The 17,125-nt window shown below is 74.5% G+C and carries 14 protein-coding genes; 8 read left to right on the forward strand and 6 right to left on the reverse strand.

Annotated features, from left to right (window positions below; translation table 11 throughout):
• Nucleotides 1-11: 11 nt before the first annotated feature.
• From ACFY0I_RS16555 to ACFY0I_RS16565, 3 genes are all read left to right on the forward strand, one after another.
• A complete protein-coding gene (locus tag ACFY0I_RS16555; RefSeq protein WP_388895614.1) occupies nt 12-3,188 on the forward strand; it encodes a BTAD domain-containing putative transcriptional regulator in 3,177 nt (1,058 codons plus the stop codon).
• A 184-nt stretch (nt 3,189-3,372) separates the two neighbouring features.
• Entirely contained in the window at nt 3,373-3,567 is a 195-nt protein-coding gene (locus tag ACFY0I_RS16560; protein ID WP_388895617.1) for a hypothetical protein, read from the forward strand.
• A 259-nt stretch (nt 3,568-3,826) separates the two neighbouring features.
• Entirely contained in the window at nt 3,827-4,564 is a 738-nt protein-coding gene (locus ACFY0I_RS16565; protein ID WP_388895620.1) for a class I SAM-dependent DNA methyltransferase, read from the forward strand.
• Here ACFY0I_RS16565 and ACFY0I_RS16570 read toward each other — a convergent pair whose 3' ends face one another.
• A complete protein-coding gene (locus tag ACFY0I_RS16570; protein WP_388895623.1) occupies nt 4,565-6,508 on the reverse strand; it encodes an exo-alpha-sialidase in 1,944 nt (647 codons plus the stop codon).
• A 35-nt stretch (nt 6,509-6,543) separates the two neighbouring features.
• On the reverse strand, nt 6,544-8,313 hold the full coding sequence (locus tag ACFY0I_RS16575; RefSeq protein WP_388895625.1) for a FadD3 family acyl-CoA ligase: 1,770 nt from the start codon (nt 8,311-8,313) through the stop codon (nt 6,544-6,546).
• A 95-nt stretch (nt 8,314-8,408) separates the two neighbouring features.
• Here ACFY0I_RS16575 and ACFY0I_RS16580 point away from each other — a divergent pair, with 95 nt between their 5' ends.
• The 3 genes from ACFY0I_RS16580 to ACFY0I_RS16590 are packed head-to-tail and all read left to right on the forward strand — an operon-like array spanning nt 8,409 to nt 10,791.
• Nucleotides 8,409-9,560, forward strand: coding sequence for a lipid-transfer protein (locus ACFY0I_RS16580; RefSeq protein WP_388895628.1), 1,152 nt, complete (start codon nt 8,409-8,411; stop codon nt 9,558-9,560).
• Nucleotides 9,561-9,571: 11 nt separating this feature from the next.
• The gene (locus ACFY0I_RS16585) at nt 9,572-10,018 is read left to right on the forward strand and encodes a Zn-ribbon domain-containing OB-fold protein (RefSeq protein WP_388895631.1); all 447 of its coding nucleotides are present in this window, start codon (nt 9,572-9,574) and stop codon (nt 10,016-10,018) included.
• Nucleotides 10,015-10,791, forward strand: coding sequence for an enoyl-CoA hydratase/isomerase family protein (locus ACFY0I_RS16590; RefSeq protein WP_388895634.1), 777 nt, complete (start codon nt 10,015-10,017; stop codon nt 10,789-10,791). The genes ACFY0I_RS16585 and ACFY0I_RS16590 overlap by 4 nt, the downstream gene beginning before the upstream one ends.
• Here the strand turns inward: ACFY0I_RS16590 and ACFY0I_RS16595 are convergent, their stop codons facing one another.
• A complete protein-coding gene (locus tag ACFY0I_RS16595; protein WP_388895637.1) occupies nt 10,792-11,409 on the reverse strand; it encodes a hypothetical protein in 618 nt (205 codons plus the stop codon).
• 280 nt (nt 11,410-11,689) lie between these two features.
• Between ACFY0I_RS16595 and ACFY0I_RS16600 the strand changes: the two genes are divergently transcribed.
• Both ACFY0I_RS16600 and ACFY0I_RS16605 read left to right on the forward strand, forming a co-directional pair.
• Nucleotides 11,690-12,133, forward strand: a complete 444-nt coding sequence (locus tag ACFY0I_RS16600) for an SRPBCC family protein (RefSeq protein WP_388895639.1) — start codon at nt 11,690-11,692, stop codon at nt 12,131-12,133.
• A 105-nt stretch (nt 12,134-12,238) separates the two neighbouring features.
• A complete protein-coding gene (locus ACFY0I_RS16605; RefSeq protein ID WP_388895641.1) occupies nt 12,239-12,940 on the forward strand; it encodes a hypothetical protein in 702 nt (233 codons plus the stop codon).
• Nucleotides 12,941-13,032: 92 nt separating this feature from the next.
• Here the strand turns inward: ACFY0I_RS16605 and ACFY0I_RS16610 are convergent, their stop codons facing one another.
• From ACFY0I_RS16610 to ACFY0I_RS16620, 3 genes are all read right to left on the reverse strand, one after another.
• Nucleotides 13,033-13,530: a peptidylprolyl isomerase gene (locus ACFY0I_RS16610; protein ID WP_281208754.1), complete on the reverse strand. Its 498-nt coding sequence runs from the start codon at nt 13,528-13,530 to the stop codon at nt 13,033-13,035.
• A gap of 69 nt (nt 13,531-13,599) precedes the next feature.
• Nucleotides 13,600-16,023 carry a PQQ-binding-like beta-propeller repeat protein gene (locus ACFY0I_RS16615; protein ID WP_388895643.1) on the reverse strand — a complete coding sequence of 808 codons (2,424 nt, stop codon included), beginning with the start codon at nt 16,021-16,023 and terminating at the stop codon, nt 13,600-13,602.
• 229 nt (nt 16,024-16,252) lie between these two features.
• The gene (locus ACFY0I_RS16620; RefSeq protein ID WP_388895646.1) at nt 16,253-17,080 is read right to left on the reverse strand and encodes a VOC family protein; all 828 of its coding nucleotides are present in this window, start codon (nt 17,078-17,080) and stop codon (nt 16,253-16,255) included.
• Nucleotides 17,081-17,125: the final 45 nt, after the last annotated feature.

A 17,125-nucleotide genomic window follows, 5' to 3' on the forward strand; every position in this document is an offset into this window, starting at 1 on the left:
GGGGACGACCGATGGACGGCATACCGGCCATCCCGCACCAGCGGAACCACCCCGAGGCAGCCCGGACGACCTCCGGCCCGGTCGGCCCCGCGCCGTCCGCCTCCACCTCCACCCCCTCCCCCATCCCCGTCCCCTTCGTCGCCCCCTCCCGCGAACCCTCCCGCGAAGCCGCCGCAGCCCGCGGAGCCGCCCCCGAACCCGTCTCCGGCGACGACCGGTTCGCCGTCCTCGGGCCCGTCCGGGCCTGGCGCGGCGGGGAGGCGCTGCCCTCCGGAAGCCCCCAGCAGCGCGCCCTGCTCGCCGCCCTGCTGCTGCGCGACGGCCGCACGGCCACCGCGCCCGAGCTGATCGACGCCATCTGGGGCGAGGACCCGCCCCAGCAGGCCCTCGCCACCATCCGCACCTACGCCTCCCGGCTGCGCAAGGTCCTCGACCCCGGGCTGCTCGTCACCGACGCCGGTGGCTACGCGATCCGGCTGCGCCACCCCGAGGCCCTCGACCTCGGGATCGCCCGCGGCCTCGCCGCCGACGCCGACCGGGCCCGCTGCGCCGGGGACCGGACCCTGGCCCTGACCCTGCTCGGCCGCGCCCTGGACCTGTGGGACGGAGAACCCCTCGCCGGGGTCCCGGGCCCGCACGCCGAGACCGAGCGGACCCGGCTCGCCGAATGGCGCCTCCAGCTGCTGGAGGCCCGACTCGACCTGGACCTGGAGGTCGGCCACCACGCCGAGGCCGTCTCCGAGCTCACCGCCCTCACCGCCGCGCACCCCCTGCGGGAGCGGCTGCGCGAGCTGCTGATGCTCGCCCTGTACCGCAGCGGCCGGCAGGCCGAGGCCCTGGCCGTCTACGCCGACACCCGCCGGCTGCTCTCCGACGAACTCGGCGTCGACCCCCGCCCCGAGCTCGCCGCCCTCCAGCAGCGGATCCTGCGCGCCGACACCGAGCTGGCCCGCGCCGAGGACCCGGCGCCGGCCGCCGCCCCCGTCGCCGTACGCCCGGCGCAACTGCCGGCCACCGTGCCGGACTTCACCGGTCGGGCGGCCTTCGTCAGCGAGCTCGGGCACATCCTCGCCGGGGCCGGGGGCGAGGTCATGGCCGTCTCCGCGCTGGCCGGCATAGGGGGGGTCGGCAAGACCACCCTCGCCGTGCACGTCGCCCACGCCGCCCGGCCGTACTTCCCCGACGGCCAGCTCTACATCGACCTCCAGGGCACCGACCCCCGCCCCGTCGAACCCGAAGCCGTCCTCGGCTGCTTCCTGCGCTCGCTCGGCGCCCCCGACAGCTCCATCCCCGACTCCCCCGCCGAACGGGCCGCGCTCTACCGCTCCCTCCTCGACGGGCGCCGCGTCCTCGTCCTGCTCGACAACGCCCGCGACGCCGCCCAGGTCCGCCCGCTGCTGCCGGGCACCGCCGGCTGCGCCACCCTCGTCACCAGCCGGGTCCGCATGTCGGGGCTCGCCGGGGCGCACCTCGTCGACCTCGACGTGATGAGCCCCGACGAGGCGTTACAGCTGTTCACCCGGATCGTGGGCGGCGAACGGGTGGGCGCCGAACGGCAGGCCGCCCTCGACGTCGTCTGCGCCTGCGGTTTCCTGCCGCTCGCCATCCGCATCGCCGCCTCCCGGCTCGCCGCCCGCCGCACGTGGACCGTCTCCGTCCTCGCCGCCAAGCTCGCCGACGAGCGCCGCCGGCTCGACGAACTCCAGGCCGGGGACCTGGCCGTCAAGGCCACCTTCGAGTTGGGCTACGGCCAGCTCGAACCCGCCCAGCAGCGCGCCTTCCGCCTCCTCGGCCTCGCCGACGGCCCGGACATCTCCCTGCGCGCCGCCGCCGCCGTCCTCGACCTGCCCGAGCACGACACCGAGGACCTCCTGGAAGCCCTCGTCGACTGCTCCCTGCTGGAGTCGGCCGCGCCCGGCCGCTACCGCTTCCACGACCTCGTACGCCTCTACGCGCGTGCCTGCGCCGACCGTGACGAGCAGTCCCCGACCGCACCGGACGACGCCCTCGACCGGCTCCTGGACTTCTACCTGGCCACCGCCTCCCGGGTGTACGCGCTGGAGCGCCCCGGCGACCGGCTCCCGGCCCACCTGTCCGCGACCCGTCACCCCGGCCTGGTCCTGGCCGAACCGCGCGCCGCCCTGGACTGGCTGTTCGCCGAGGCCGGCCCGCTGCTGGCCTGCGTGCGCCAGGCCGCCGTACGCGCCGGCGCGCAGGCCGAAGGCGGGCGGCCGGAGCCCGGCCGGACCGAAGGCGGGCCGGCGGACGCGGCGCGGGCACACGGCCGGCGCACCGACGCCCTGCGCCGGGCCGTGGACCTGCTGTGGGCGGCCAAGGACCTCGCCGAGTCGGGTGCCAACTCCAAGCAGTACGAGTCCGCCGCCCTGACCCTGCGCGAGGCCGCGCGAACGGCCGGGGACCCGCGGGCCGAGGGCCGCGCCCGCACCACCCTGACCATGGTCCACCTGTTCACGGGCCGGTTCGCGGAGGCCGACGACGAGGCCCGGCAAGCCATGGACCTGGCCCGCGAGGCCGGGGACCCGCTGCCGAGCTGCTGGGCGCCCAACGACCGCGGGATCATCGCGCTCTACCAGGGCCGGTACGCGGACGGCGAGCGCTACCTGCTGGAGGCCATCGAGAACTTCCGGGCCGACGGCAACCGCATCGGCGAGGCCAGCGCCCTGTGCAACCTCTCCCGCATCCACGTCGGGCTGGGCCGGCTGTCCAGCGCGATCGACCTCGCGCAGCAGGGCATCGCCGTCTACGACCGGATGGGCCTGACCCTGCGCCTGGCCAACGGCCGCTACGCGCTGGGCATCGCGCTCACCCAGGCGGGCCGGCTCACCGAGGCCCTGTCGCAGCTCGGCGAGGCCCTGTCGCTGTTCCACGAGAACCGGCAGCCGTTGTGGGCGGGCGTGACCCATTTCCGGCTCGCCGAAGCCCACTTGGCGGCGCAGCGGCCCACGCTGGCGGCCAAACACGCCGAGCAGGCCATCGCCCTGCGCGGGATCGGCGGGGAGTGGCGCCGGGCGACGGTGCTGACCGTCCTGGGGAAGGCGCTGCGCTCCCTCGGCCAGGCCGATCGGGCGCGGGCCTGCTGGCGGGACGCGGAGACCGTCTTCGCTCAGCTGGGGTCCGCCGAACTGGCCGAAGTACGGGCCCTGCTGGCGACGGAGGTCGCCGCCTGACCGGCGCCCACCTGGTCTTTCGCCGGATGGACGCGGCGTTCATCGTTCGTTTATCGCCGCCCGGCACGATGGGTTCATCGACCCGGAGCACCGGGGGGAGCACCCGGGTCGACGTTGGAGGACCACCCGTTCGGCGGCCACGGGGGAATCGCCGAACGGGCCCGACCCACCATCAGGAGACCCGATGACGACGAACGAGAACGCTTCGCCGCTCGACGATGACATCAGACCGCTCGACAACCACGCCTCGGGCATCGGCAGCAAGCCGCCGGCCCCGCCGGTGGAACCGCCGGCGCAGCAGCCGCCCGACACCACGGGCGAGGCCGGCGGCGAGGAGATCGTGACGCTGGACAACCACGCGTCCGGCACACGCCCGTAGCGGCGACGCACGGGGCACGACCGCACGACGTACGGGGGACGTACGGGGGACGTGCGGAGCAACCCCACGGGGGACGTGGGGGACGTACGGGGGAAAACGTACGGGGGCTCAATACGGGGGAACGGCGGCCGCGGTGGCCTGGAGGGGGACCACCGCGGTCGCCGCACACCCGTGTCGGGGCACCGGCCGCCCGCGGAGCCGCACCGACCCCGGACCGCCACGCCGTGGCCCCCGCGCGGACACGCCCTAAGGTGGGGGCGTGTTCACCTCACAGGGCCCGAGCCTGGGCGAACTGGCCGTGCAGGCCCTCTCCTCCGTCGAGCGCGGCTACGACCTCCTCGCGCCGAAGTTCGACGCGACCCCGTTCCGCACCCCCGACCGGATGCTCGACGCCGTCGAGGAGACGCTGGCCCAGCACGAGGGCTCCTTCGGCTCCGGGCTGGACATCTGCTGCGGCACAGGCGCCGGACTGCCCATGCTGCGCCGGCTGTGCCGGGACCGGGTCACGGGCATCGACCTCAGCGCGGGCATGCTGGCGGAGGCCGCGCGGGCGCACCCCGAGGGGGTGGACCTCGTACGGGCCGACGCGCTGGCGCCGCCGCGCTCGCTCGACGACTCCTACGACCTCGCGGTGAGCTTCGGCGCCTTCGGCCACTTCCTGCCGGCCGAGCGGCCCGCCCTGTTCGCCGGCGTGCACCGCGCCCTGCGCCCCGGCGGTCTCTTCGCCTTCCCGATCGGCGCCCCGATCCCGCCGAGCTCCCCGGCGTGGTGGGCGGTCGCCGGCTTCGACGCGGTGATGCGGGTGCGCAACGCCGTGTGGCGGCCACCGTTCGTCATGTACTACCGCACGTTCCCGTTCGGCCCGGTCCGCGCCGACCTGACGGCGGCGGGCTTCGGCGTGGGGACGGTCCCGCTGGAGCACTTCGGGCGGCGGCCGGACGGCACCCCGCGCTGGCGCCTGGTGCTGGCCCGGCGTGCCGGGACACCGGCCGGCTGATCAGCCGATCCGGTCGAAGGTCAGCCGCACCCGTTCCTGGTCGCTGACGTCGCTGCCGGTGCGCAGCCGGGCCCGGTCGTTGTCGGACAGGGCCCGTCCGTAGATCCGTACGTCGTCCAGGGCTCCCGCGTAGAAGGCCTTCTGGTCGGGCTGCGTGCCGAGGTGGATGGTGAAGGCGCCGGTGGGGCGGAAATCGAGCCGGCCGGGGGGTTGTTCGATGACCGCGGGGGCGTCGTCGTCGACGGACAGCTGGAGCCGGCCGCCTTCGCGCTGGAACACGACGTGGTGCCAGGCGTCGTCGTCGACGGCGTCGCGGGATGCCACGGTGACGGGTCCGGCGCCGCCGTTGAGGGTGCCTTCGAGGCGGCCGGTCGCCGGATCGGCCTCGATGCGGAACTGCTTGGCGTCGGGGCCCTGGCCGTAGCCCCACACGAGGGGCTGTCGGGCGCCGCTGTCCCGGTCCTGGCCGCGGGTCTTGTACTTGACCCAGGCGGCGACGGCGAAGTCACCTTCGCCCAGACGGAGTTCGTCGGGGCAGTCGATCAGGCGCAGGAAGTCGTCCTTGCCGTCGAAGCGCATGCTCTTCCCGCCGTCGGGCCGGTTCCCGAGGCGGGGGCCGCCGTGCACGACGGCGTGGTTGCGGTACGGGCCGGCGTCGGGCGTGAGGCGCGGGGTGAGGTCCTCGCCGGCGGCGGCCAGCGCCCGCGGGGTGAAGGCGGTGAACTTGACGTAGCCGTGCGGAGTGCCGTTGGCGGTCTCGTAGAGCATGCCGATCTCGCCGGTGGGCAGCACCGCCATGTCGGAGTAGCCGGCGCGTTCGCGCAGGACGACGGCCCCGTCGGTGGACCAGGTGCGGCCCTGGTCGGTGGAGGTGCGTACGGCCAGCGTCCAGCGGTCGGAGAACTCGGCGCCGGGCCGACTGGGCACCGACAACAGCAAAGGTCCGCCCGGTAGTTGGAGGAGCGAGCCGGAGGCGGGCGGGGCGGTGAGGCCGGCGACGGGGATGAAGCCGGGGGCCGGGAACTCGGGTGCGGAGGCGTCGTCGACGAGCGCGGACACGCGGTGGTCCGAGGTGCCGCAGGTGGCGGTGGAACGGGCGTTGACGTAGATCCGGCCGTCTGGGAGCTGCGTCAGGGCGGGTTCGTTGGGTGCGGGCGTGCCCTCCGGGGCGCCCCAGCGGGCGCCGGGAAGCCAGCTGAGGCCGCCGTCGTCGCTGTAGAGGAGCTGGGCGCCGGACTCGTTGGACTCGGTGCGGTAGTCGGCGCTGACGACCATGCGGCCGGGCCGGTCGGGTGCGGTGGGGGTGAGCTGGATGCCGTGGCCGGGTCCGACGGAGATCCAGGCCCAGTCGGGGGCTTTGAGGTGGGGCTGCGGATGGGGGTCGGCGCTCCAGCTCGCGCCGTCGTCGGAACTGTGGGCCAGGCGCAGTTCGCGGGGGCCGCGGACGCGGGTGCCGGTGTCGTCGTACGCCCAGGCGCTGTAGGCGTGCAGCAGGGAGATCCGGCCGGAGGCGGAGTCCACGACCGGGACGGGGTTGCCGTAGGCGCCGGGGTCACCCGCGCCGCGGACGACCTCCATGGGCCCCCAGGTGCGGCCGTGGTCGGTGGAGCGCTTCAGGACGAGGTCGATGTCGCCGATGTCGTCGCAGCCGGCGGTGCGGGCCTCGGCGATGGCGAGCAGCGCACCGCCCTTGGTGGTGGTGAGGGTGGGGATCCGGTAGCAGTCGTAGCCCTCGGTGAAGGCGCTGAACGGCGCGGAGAGCGCGGCCGTCAGGCCGTTCCCGCGCCGTCCGGCGGGGCCGTCGCCGGCGTCCCCGCCCGGCGGGTCGGCGGGCAGGAGGACGACGGCCAGGGCGGCCAGGGCCACGGCCGCCGCCGCGGCTCCGATCGCGATCCGGACGCGGGACGCGAGGAGGAACCGTACGGCTGTTTGGTGCGAGCTCACCCGTGCAGGCTAACGCGGGTGGCCGGCGGGTCCGGTCAGACGTGTTGCGGGCGCGCTCTGAGCTGGGCCTTCAGCACCTTCCCGCCGGCGTTGCGCGGGAGTTCGGTGACGAACTCCACGGCCCGGGGGACCTTGTAGTTGGCCATCTCCCGGCGGGACCAGGCGATGAGGTCCTCGGAGGTGAGCGTGGAGCCGGGCCGGCGGACGGCGTACGCCTTGCCGACCTCGCCGAGCCGGGCGTCGGGAATGCCGATCACGGCGATGTCGGCGATGTCGGGGTGCAGGCCGAGGAGTTGCTCGATCTCGGCGGGGTAGGCGTTGAACCCGCCGACGATGAACATGTCCTTGATGCGGTCGGTGATGCGCAGGTTGCCCTCGGCGTCCAGCACCCCGACGTCCCCGGTGCGCAGCCAGCCCTCGGGGGTGATGGCGCGGGCGGTGCCCTGCGGATCCTCGAAGTAGCCGCGCATGACGTGGTGGCCGCGCACCCACACCTCGCCGGCCGTGCCCACCGGTTCGGGGTCCCCGCCCGGTCCGACGATCCGCAGTTCGGTGCCGGGGATGGCCCGGCCCGAGGTGGCGGAGACGATGTCGGGCCGGTCGCCGCGACGGCACATGGTGACGATGCCGCTGGCCTCGGAGAGTCCGTAGGCGGTCAGGACGGTGGCGATGCGCAGTTCGGCGCGCAGCCGCTCGACGAGCTGGAGCGGGACGACGGCCGCGCCGGTGACGACCAGCCGCAGGGCGGACAGGTCGTGCTGCTCGCGCTGCGGGTGGTCGAGCAGGGACTGGTGGAGGGTGGGCGGGCCGGGGAGCACGGAGATCCGCTCGGCGGCGACGTTGGCGAGGACGGTGTCCACGTTGAACACGGGTTGGGGGACCATCGTGGCGCCGCGCATCAGGCAGGCGATGATCCCGGCCTTGTAGCCGAAGGTGTGGAAGAACGGGTTCACGATGAGGTAGCGGTCGCCCTCGCGCAGTCCGGCGAGCTCGCTCCACACGTCGTAGCAGCGCAGGGTCTGGGCGTGGGTGATGACGGCGCCCTTGGGGCTGCCGGTGGTACCGGAGGTGAAGATGATGTCGGAGGGGGTGTCGGGGCGCAGGGAGGCCGCCCGCTCGCGGACCCGGGCTTCGGGCACGGCGTCGCCGGCGGTGAGGAATTCCTTCCAGGTGCGGAAGGACGCGGGCGCGTCCTCGGCGAGGACGACGACCTGTTCCAGGTGGGGCAGTCCGGGCAGCGGCCCGGTGCCGGGGCCTTCGGCGGCGGCGCGGCGCAGGGAGGCCACGTAGGAGGTGCCGAGGAAGGTGCCGGTGACGAAGAGCAGGCGGGCCCGGCTGCGCTCCAGGACCCAGGCCGCTTCGGCGCCCTTGAAGCGGGTGTTGAGCGGGACGAGGACGGCGCCGGCGGAGACGGCCCCGAGGGCGGAGACGATCCACTCCAGGGTGTTGGGCGCCCAGACGGCGACCCGGTCGCCGGGTTCGATCCCGGCCGCGAGGCAGGCGGCGGCGGCGCGTTCGACGCGGTCGCCGAGCTGGGCGTAGCTGATCCGCACACGGCCGTCGACGACGGCCTCGCGGTCGGCGTACCGGCCGGCGGCGTCGCGCACGAGCCCCGCGACACTGCCCCAGCGCAGGTCACCGCGGCCGTAGAGGCCGTCGGAGGATCCGGCCGCGGAAGCACCGCCCGGGCCGGTTCGGGCGCCCGGCACCGAACCGGCCCCGCCCCGGGGCCCGCCTTCGGCCCGGCCCTCGACCCCGCCGTCGGAACCGTTCGCGCCCATGACCTCGTGTCCGCCCTCGACCATCGCCCGCCCCTCCTCGCGACCCCATAGCTGACTATCCGTCAGATTAGCTGTAGCCTTCGCGGCTGTCAGTACTGGCGCACCCCCCGGAGGTGGCGATGGCGGCAACGCTCAAGGACGCTACGGCAATCGTCGGCATCGGCCAGACCGCCTTTGCCAAACAACTGCCGAGCACCGAAAAGGAACTGGCCTGCCGGGCCATCCTGGCCGCGCTCGACGACGCCGGCATAGCCCCCGGCGAGGTCGACGCGTTCGCCTCCTACACCATGGAGGAGACCGACGAGGTCGAGGTCGCCAAGGCCATCGGCGCCGGCGACGTCACCTTCTTCTCCAAGGTCGGCTACGGCGGCGGCGGCTCCTGCGCCACCGTCGGACACCTCGCCGCCGCGGTCGCCACCGGCCAGGCGAGCGTCGGCGTCGCCTGGCGCTCCCGCAAGCGCGGCTCCGGCCCCCGCCCCTGGAAGAACACCGCCGTCCAACTGCCCACCCCCGGCCAGTGGACCCGCCCCTTCGGGCTGCTGCGCCCGGCCGACGAGATCGGCATGCTGGCCCGGCGCTACATGCACGAGTACGGCGCCACCCGCGAGCACCTCTTCAACGTCGCGATGGCCTGCCGCAACCGGGCCAACGAGAACCCGGCCGCCATGATGTACGAGCGCCCGCTGACCCGCGAGATGTACATGACCTCCCGCATGATCAGCGACCCGCTCTGCCTCTTCGACAACTGCCTGGAGACCGACGGCGCCCTGGCCTGCGTGATCGTCTCCGCCGAACGCGCCCGGGACTGCCGCCACAAGCCCGTCCACATCCACTCCGTCGCCCAGGGCCTGCCCGCCCAGCACCACGGGATGGTCAACTACTGGAACGACGACCCGCTGACCGGCCCCGCCTGGACCGCCGCCCGACACCTGTGGAAGCAGGCCGACTTCGGCCCGCAGGACGTGGACGTCGCCCAGATCTACGACGCCTTCACCCCGCTGATCCCGCTCTCCCTGGAGGGCTACGGCTTCTGCGGGCGCGGCGAGGGCGCCGCCTTCACCGAGGGCGGCGCCCTGGAGATGGGCGGCCGGCTGCCCATCAACACCGGCGGCGGCGGCCTCTCCGAGGCCTACGTCCACGGCTTCAACCTCATCAACGAGGGCGTCAAGCAACTGCGCGGGATCTCCACCGCCCAGGTACCGGACGCCGCGACCTGCCTGGTGACCGCCGGCGAGGGCGTTCCCACGTCCGCGGTCCTGCTGCGAGCCTGAGGAGCACCGCCATGACCGCCACCGACGAAGCACTGCTGCTCCCCGTCCCCGACGAGGACGGCGCCCCCTTCTGGGAGTACGCCGCCCGCGGCGAACTCCGCGTCCAGGCCTGCGCCGCCTGCGGCCGGCTGCGCTTCCCGCCGCGCCCCTGCTGCCCGCACTGCCAGTCCTTCGACAGCGAGTGGCGCCCGATGAGCGGACGCGGCCGGATCTGGTCCTGGGTACGACCGCACCCGCCGCTGCTGCCCGCGTACGCCGCGCAGGCCCCGTACAACGTCATCCTCGTCGAGCTGGTCGAGGATCCGCTGATCCGGCTGGCCGGGAACCTGGTGACCTCCGCCGACGCGCCCCTCGACTCCGTGGACCCGGCGCGGCTGCGCATCGGGGCCCGCGTCCAGGTCGCGTTCACGCGGACGGGCGGGATGAGCGTGCCCCGCTGGATCCTGGAGAAGCCGTGACGCCCCGGGTCGAGCGGGACGGGGATTTCGGGGTCGCGGTCGTCACCCTCGACCGGGAGCACCGCCACAACGCCGTCGACCTGGAGACCGCGGCGGCGCTGACGGCGCTGTGGCGGGAGTTCCGCCACGACGAGAAGGTCCGGGCGGTGGTGCTGACCGGCGCGGGCACCGCCGCGTTCTGCACCGGCATCGACCGCTCCGCCGAGGTGGCGCAGCCGGCGTCCCCCTACTCGGTCGACGATCCGCTGCTCGCGATCGGTCCCAAGACCTGCGACCTGTGGAAACCCGTGGTCGCCGCCGTCAACGGGATGGCCTGCGGCGGCGCGTTCTACCTGCTCGGCGAATCGGAGTTCGTCGTCTCCTCCACCACCGCCACCTACTTCGACCCGCACACCTCGTACGGGATGGTCAGCGCCTACGAGGCCGTCTACATGGCGCAGCGGATGCCCTTCGGTGAGGTCGCCCGGATGTCCCTGATGGGCACGGCGGAACGGCTCTCCGCGCGGCGGGCCTACGAGATCGGCCTGGTCTCGGAGCTCGCGGAGCCCGAGGAACTGCTCGGGGCGGCCCTGCGGTCGGCGCGGACCCTGGCCGGGTACCCGACGGAGGCCGTACAGGGCACCGTACGGGCCCTGTGGTCGGCGAAGCGGGCCGCGCTCCAGCAGGCCCTGGACCAGGCCCCGGCCCTGATCGGCCTGGGCAACCTGCCGCCGGAGCGGCAGGCGGAACTCTTCGGGGCCCGGCGGCCCGGAGCGGAGTTCCGCCTGCGCTGATCAGCTGCGGGGGCGCGTTTTGGTGGGCTTGGTGGGTTTCGTGGGCGGCTTGGTGCGGCGCTTGGAGCCGTCCTCCTCGTCCGCGTCGGTGGCGGTGGGCGAGGGGGAGGGGGAAGCGGACGACGGAACCTCGACCACCGAGGTGATCCGGCAGTCCTTCACCTCGGCGGCCCGCTGCGCGGCGACCAGGGCGATCACCAGGGTGCCGGTCCGGCGGGCCTCCAGGGTCACGGTGGCGCGGGCCGTCTCGACGAGCGCGCCGGCGGCGCCCTCACGGTTCAAGGTCACCTCGAAGGTGGCCGCTCGGTCCAGCCGGGAGGTCACCTCGACGGTGCTGGACGGCTTGCCCGCGCCGACGCAGGTCGTCACCACGGCCGTCGCCGGGGCGCCGACCGGGGACGGCGAGGCCGTCGGGCTGCTCTCGCCACCGCTGCCGCCGCCGCTGTGGGTCTTCTTGCTCTTGGACTTGCTCTTGGAACTGGAGCAGCCGCCCCCGCTCTTGCTCTTGCCGCTGCTTCCGCTGCCGCTGCCACCGCTCGACGAGAACCCCGTGAGTGCCAGGACGACCGCCACGAGTACCGCGGCGAGCCTGATGCGGCTGCCTCTTCCGGTCACCATGTCGCGAACCCCTCCCTGTAGGACGGCGCGACGCTACCAGCCGCCGCGGCGCGCGGGCGGGCCCGCACCGACCCGCGACAGGCCGCCCGACGTATCGGCATTCGCCACCCCGCGGCCGGAACGCCCCCCTCCGCTCTCTCCGCCACCAGCGAAGATGTCCCCGCAGCCGGCCCCTGACCGGGGAATCCGTGGTTGCATCCCCGGACCGAACCCGGCGGCCGGCCGCAATTCCCCGCGTCCCTTCGGTGAGCACCGACCCACCACGAGGAGCACGGCACCAGTGCGCACCATCGCCACCGAGATCGTCATCGACGCGACGCCCGAAGAAGTCTGGGCGACCCTGACCGACCTGCCCCGCTACTGCACCTGGAACCCGTTCATCCGCCAGGCGTTGGGCGAGACCGTGCCGGGCGCGCGGCTGGATCTGACGATGTACTCGCGGGCCGGGAAGCCGACGGTCTTCCACCCGACCGTCCTCGTCGTCAACCCGGCCGTCGAGTTCCGTTGGAAGGGCCGGTTCCTCGTCCGCGGCCTGTTCGACGGCGAGCACTACTTCCGGCTGTCCGAGGGCCCCGCCCGCACCACGCGCCTGGAGCACGGCATGCGGTTCGGCGGCCTGCTGGTGTCCTTCCTCGGCAAGTTCCTCGCGGACACCGCCCGCAACCTCACCGCGATGAACGACGCCCTGCGCACCCGCGTCGAAACGGCCCGTACGAAGTCCTGACCCGGGCCCCCCGAACCCCCGGCCCCCGCCCGCCCCGTCCGGCGTGCGGGGGCCGGGACCCGGCAGTAGCGTTGCCGATCACGACGTCTACCCGGAAGGCCGGGCATGATCCGCAACGTCCTCGGTTCGCTGATGGGTCTGGCCGGCGCGGCAGCCGCCCTGTGGAGCCCGTACCGCGCCTGGTACGAAAGCCGACGCGGCCGCGACTACCGCGTCGAGGAGCTGTTCGCGGGCTCCGGCATCACCCCCGACGGGGCCGCGCTGCTGGGCTCGCTCATGCTGCCCTTCCTGTGCGCCGCCCTCCTCGCACTGGCCGCGACCGTGCTGCGCTCGCGGCTGCTGATGGCGCTCGCCGGGATCGTGGTCCTCGGCTTCGCGGTGCTGTGGATGGTCCGCCAGGGCCAGGCGGCTGGCAGCCTGTCGGTCGGCGGCGACGGTCAGGGGCTCGGCCCCGGCGTCGCCACCGCCTTCGCCGGCGGCGCGCTCATCCTGCTCGGCGCGTTCGTCATGCGCGGCCGACCCCGCCGCGACCGGCGCCCGCTGCCCCGCGACGCCGGTGCGCCCGGCGCCGTCACGGGCTGGGAGGACCGGCCGGTCACCCCGCAGACCGAACCCTGGCACCCGGACGACCGCCCCCGGCGCGACACGGGACCGCAGGACGCCCCACCGCAGGCCCCTGGTCCCCCGTACCCCGGCCGGGACCCCCGCCCTGAGGACCCGCGTCCGCAGTACCCCGGCCAGGACCAGGACCCCGGCCCGTACGGGGCCGGCCCGCAGGATCCGGGCCCGCGGGACCCGCGCGCGTAGGACGCCCCCGAACCCCCGCCCCCACCGGCCCCGAAAACGGCGGCGGCCCCGAACCCCCACGAAGGGGGCGGGGCCGACCGGCACGGGGTGGGTCAGGCGGCGTCGACGACGCCGGAGGCCGCGATCTCGACCTTGGCCTTGGGGGCGCCGGACTGGGAGCCCAGGGCCTCGATCTGGTCGACGAGCTCCTTGCCCTCGACGACCTCGCCGAAGACGACGTGCTTGCCGTCGAGCCAGGAGGTGACGACGGTGGTGACGAAGAACTGCGAGCCGTTGGTGTTGCGGCCGGCGTTCGCCATCGACAGCAGGTACGGGCGGTCGTGCTTCAGGTCGAAGTTCTCGTCGGCGAACTTCTCGCCGAAGATGCTCTTGCCGCCGGTGCCGTTGTGGTTGGTGAAGTCACCGCCCTGGAGCATGAACTGCGGGATGATGCGGTGGAAGCCGGAGCCCGCGTAGCCGTAGCCGTTCTGGCCGGTGGCCAGCTCGCGGAAGTTCCGCGCGGTCTCCGGAACCACCTTGTCGAACAGCTCGAAGACGATGCGGCCCGCGGGCTTGTCGTTGATGTTGATGTCGAAGTAAACGTTGCTCATGGGGTCCATCCTGTCACTCCCGGTGCCGTGAGGCAGCTGGAGGGGCCGGAGCCCCGCCTTCCGTGCAGGTCATCCGCCCGTACGGGTGCCCGTGCCCTTGGCCGCGTCCAGGGCGTAGACGCACCGGTCCTTGCTGCACGCGTACACCACTCCCGCCTCCGCGACCGGGGCGCCCGTGATCTCCCCGCCGGTGGCGAGCTTCCAGCGGAGCTGGCCGCCCGCCGCGTCCAGGGTGTACAGGCAGTGGTCGGCCGAACCGAAGTGGACCCGGCCGTCCGAGACCGCTGGGGCACCGGTGATCTCGCCGCCCGCCGCGAACCGCCACTTCGGGGTGCCGGTGACCGCGTCGAGCGTGTACAGGGCGCTGCCGGCGCCCAGGTGGACGTTGCCGTTGGCCACGATGACCGCGTCCCCCGAGGGGCGCGGCTCCGTGGCGATGCGCCAGCGGTCCTTGCCGGTGGCCGCGTCCAGGGCGTAGACGGTGCCCAGGTAGTCGGCGAGGTAGACGCCGCCCCCGGTGACCGCGGCGCCCGGCGCGAACGCCGGAGGCGCCAGGAAGACGGCCGGGGCCTCGAAGTGCCAGCGGACCCGGCCCGAGGCCCGGTCCACCGACAGGACGCGGGTCCCCGCGGCGACGTACACGTTGCCGTCGGGGGCGGGCGTGACGCGGACCGGGACGTTGCCGCAGGACGCCGCGTCGCCGACCGGGTACGACCAGGCCTCCTGGCCGGAGCGGGCGTCCAGCGCCCGCAGCCGGGCGTCCTGCCACACGTAGACGGTGCCCTCGTGCAGGACGGGGGCGGCCTCCGGGGTCTCGAAGTCGCTCTGGGCGCCGGTCAGTTCCCACAGCTTCTGGCCGTTGGACGCCTCCCAGCCCTGGACGCCGCCACCGCGCGTGGCGGTGATCACGGTGCCCCGGTCGGCGCGCAGCGCGTACACCCAGGCCTCGGTGGACAGCCGCCACCGCTCGGCGCCGTCGGAGGCGTCGAGCGCGTACAGGGAGGGCCCGTCGGAGGCGTGGATGCGCCCGTCGGAGACCGCCATGGACCAGGCGACGTCCCGCGTCTTGAACTGGCGCCGGCCGCTGCCGACGTCCAGCGCGTGCACCTCGAAGGAGGTGACGTACAGCAGGTCACCGGCGACGGTGGGGGTGCCCCAGACCTCGTTGGACATGCGGAAGCGCCACGGCCGCCAACGGCCGCTGTCCGGGGACGGACCGGGCGCCGGAACGGTCCCCACGGAGGACGCGGCGGACCCGGACGGCCCCGGGATGACCCCGGAGGGGGCCGGCGAGCCGTGGGGCGGGCGGACCCAGTCCGTCGCCGAGTGCGCGCCCGCGTACCCGACCGGAGCCGCCGCGGTCGCCCGCGGGCCGGGCCCGATCGGCACCGGGGAGGCGCCCAGACGTACGGGGTCGCCGGGCGCGGCCGGCACCGGGGGCCGGTCCGGGCGCGGCGGGGCGGCCTGCCCCGTCCGCGGGTCCACCCACGGGTCGGCGGCGCCGCGCGGCCGGCGGTGCGTGGCCGCGCCGGAGGCGGGCCCGGCGGCCGGACCGCGGGCCGGGCCGCGCGCGGGGACGACGGGCGCGGGCGGCGTACGGTGCCCCGCGCGCCGGGCCTCGATCATCGCGACGGCCCGCTCGGGCAGCCACGCGGACGCGGTGCCGCTCTCGTCGCCGCCCTCGAAGAGGTGCGGGGCGAGCTGCGCCTGGAGGTCGGCGGGGGTGGGCCGCTGGGTGGCGTCCATCTGCATGCAGGACTCGATGAGCGGTCGCAGCTCCTCGGGCAGCCCCTCCAGGTTGGGGCCCTCGCGCAGCAGCATGAACACCGTCTCGACCGGGTTCGCCCCGTGGTACGGGGGATGCCCGGTCGCGGCGAAGACGAGGGTCGAGCCGAGCGAGAAGACGTCGCTGGCGCCCTTGACGCTCCGCGAGTCCTTCGCCTGCTCCGGCGACATGTACGCGGGCGTGCCGACGGCGACGTTCGTCATGGTCAGACGGGTGTTGGAGACCCCGCTCGCGATGCCGAAGTCGATCACGCGCGGGCCGTCCTCGACGACCAGGACGTTGGACGGCTTCAAGTCGCGGTGGACCAGGCCCGCGCCGTGGATGGACTGGAGCGCCTCCGCGATGCCGGCGGCGAGCCAGCGCACGGCCTGCGCGGGCATCGGCCCGCACTCGTTGACGATCTCCTCCAGCGAGGGCGCCGGCACGTACGCGGTCGCCAACCACGGCACCGCGGCCCGCGGATCGGCGTCGACGACGGCCGCCGTGTAGAAACCGGACACCGCGCGCGCGGCCTCGACCTCGCGCGTGAAGCGCACCCGGAACAACTGGTCCTCGGCGAGCTCGGTGCGCACCGTCTTGATCGCGACGCGCCGTCCGGACGCCGACCGCGCGAGATAGACCAGCCCCATGCCGCCGGCGCCGAGCCGTCCCAGCACCTCGAAGGGGCCGATCCGTCTCGGGTCGTGCTGCGTCAGCTGCTCCACCACTCGCCTCCACACCTCCCCGTACGGGTCCCCGCCGGACCCGTTCTTCCCTACCCGCACGCACCGGTACGCAGGAACACGCATCAGCACGCGCACCGGCACGGTGGTCTGCCCGTGCGGCGTCCCTCGCGGGACCGCGCCCCGCCCGCGGGCACCGGCCCGCCGGGGCGGCGTCCCACTCCGTGCAGCGTCTCACCCCGGCACTGCCAGGGGTCGCGCAACCTCGATTCTGTCAGGCCCGCGCCTGGTCCGGCCCCGGCTCCGGGTGGGCTTTCACACGTGGCTCCGAAAGGAGGGCGAAGACGGCCCCCTGATTGTCGGCGACGACGGCGATCCGGCCGTACGGCGTGTCGAAGGGATCGGCGGTGACCCGACCTCCGAGCCGCTGCACGGTCGCGACGCTCTGGTCGCAGTCCGGGACGGCGAAGTAGACGAGGAAGTGGGCGGGCATGATCTCCGGGAAGGCGTCGGTGATCGGGCTGCGCCCCAGGACGGCGGTGTCGGTGCCGGGGGTGCTCCCGGGCGGCGACCAGACGCGGTACTCGTCGCCGGTCCCGGGGTCGTCCTGGTCCTGCGCCACGTAGCCGAAGACGTGGGCGTAGAACACGTCCACGGCGTCGCGGGCCCGGGTGTACACCTCGGACCAGCAGTACGTGTAGGGCTCCTGCTGGGCGTCGAATCCGTGGTGGGTGCCCGGCTGCCACAGCCCGAAGACGGCGCCGCCGGGGTCGGCGGCCATCGCGGCGGTCCCGTACGGGCCCACGGGCTGCGGGTCCATGACCAGCTGGCCGCCGGCGGCGCGGATGCGGGCGGCGCAGGCGTAGGCGTCGGAGGTGTACAGGTACACGCCCCACACGGTGGGCATCCGGCCGTCGGGCTTGGGGGCGAGGGCGGCGACGTTGCGGCCGCGGCTGTAGGCCTGGGTGTAGTGGCCGTACGCGGCCCCCGCGCTGTCCCCGAAGGTCCAGCCGAAGAGCTCACCGTAGAAGCGCTTGCCCGCTTCGACGTCGGGGAGCGAGGCGTCGACCCAGCAGGGCGAGCCTTCCGCGAATGCGGCCATGAGCCGGGTCCTTCCGTTGCGCGGGGTCGTGCGGGGAGCCTGGCG

This window comes from Streptomyces sp. NPDC001568 (assembly GCF_042893755.1).
Classification (GTDB): Bacteria; Actinomycetota; Actinomycetes; order Streptomycetales; family Streptomycetaceae; genus Streptomyces.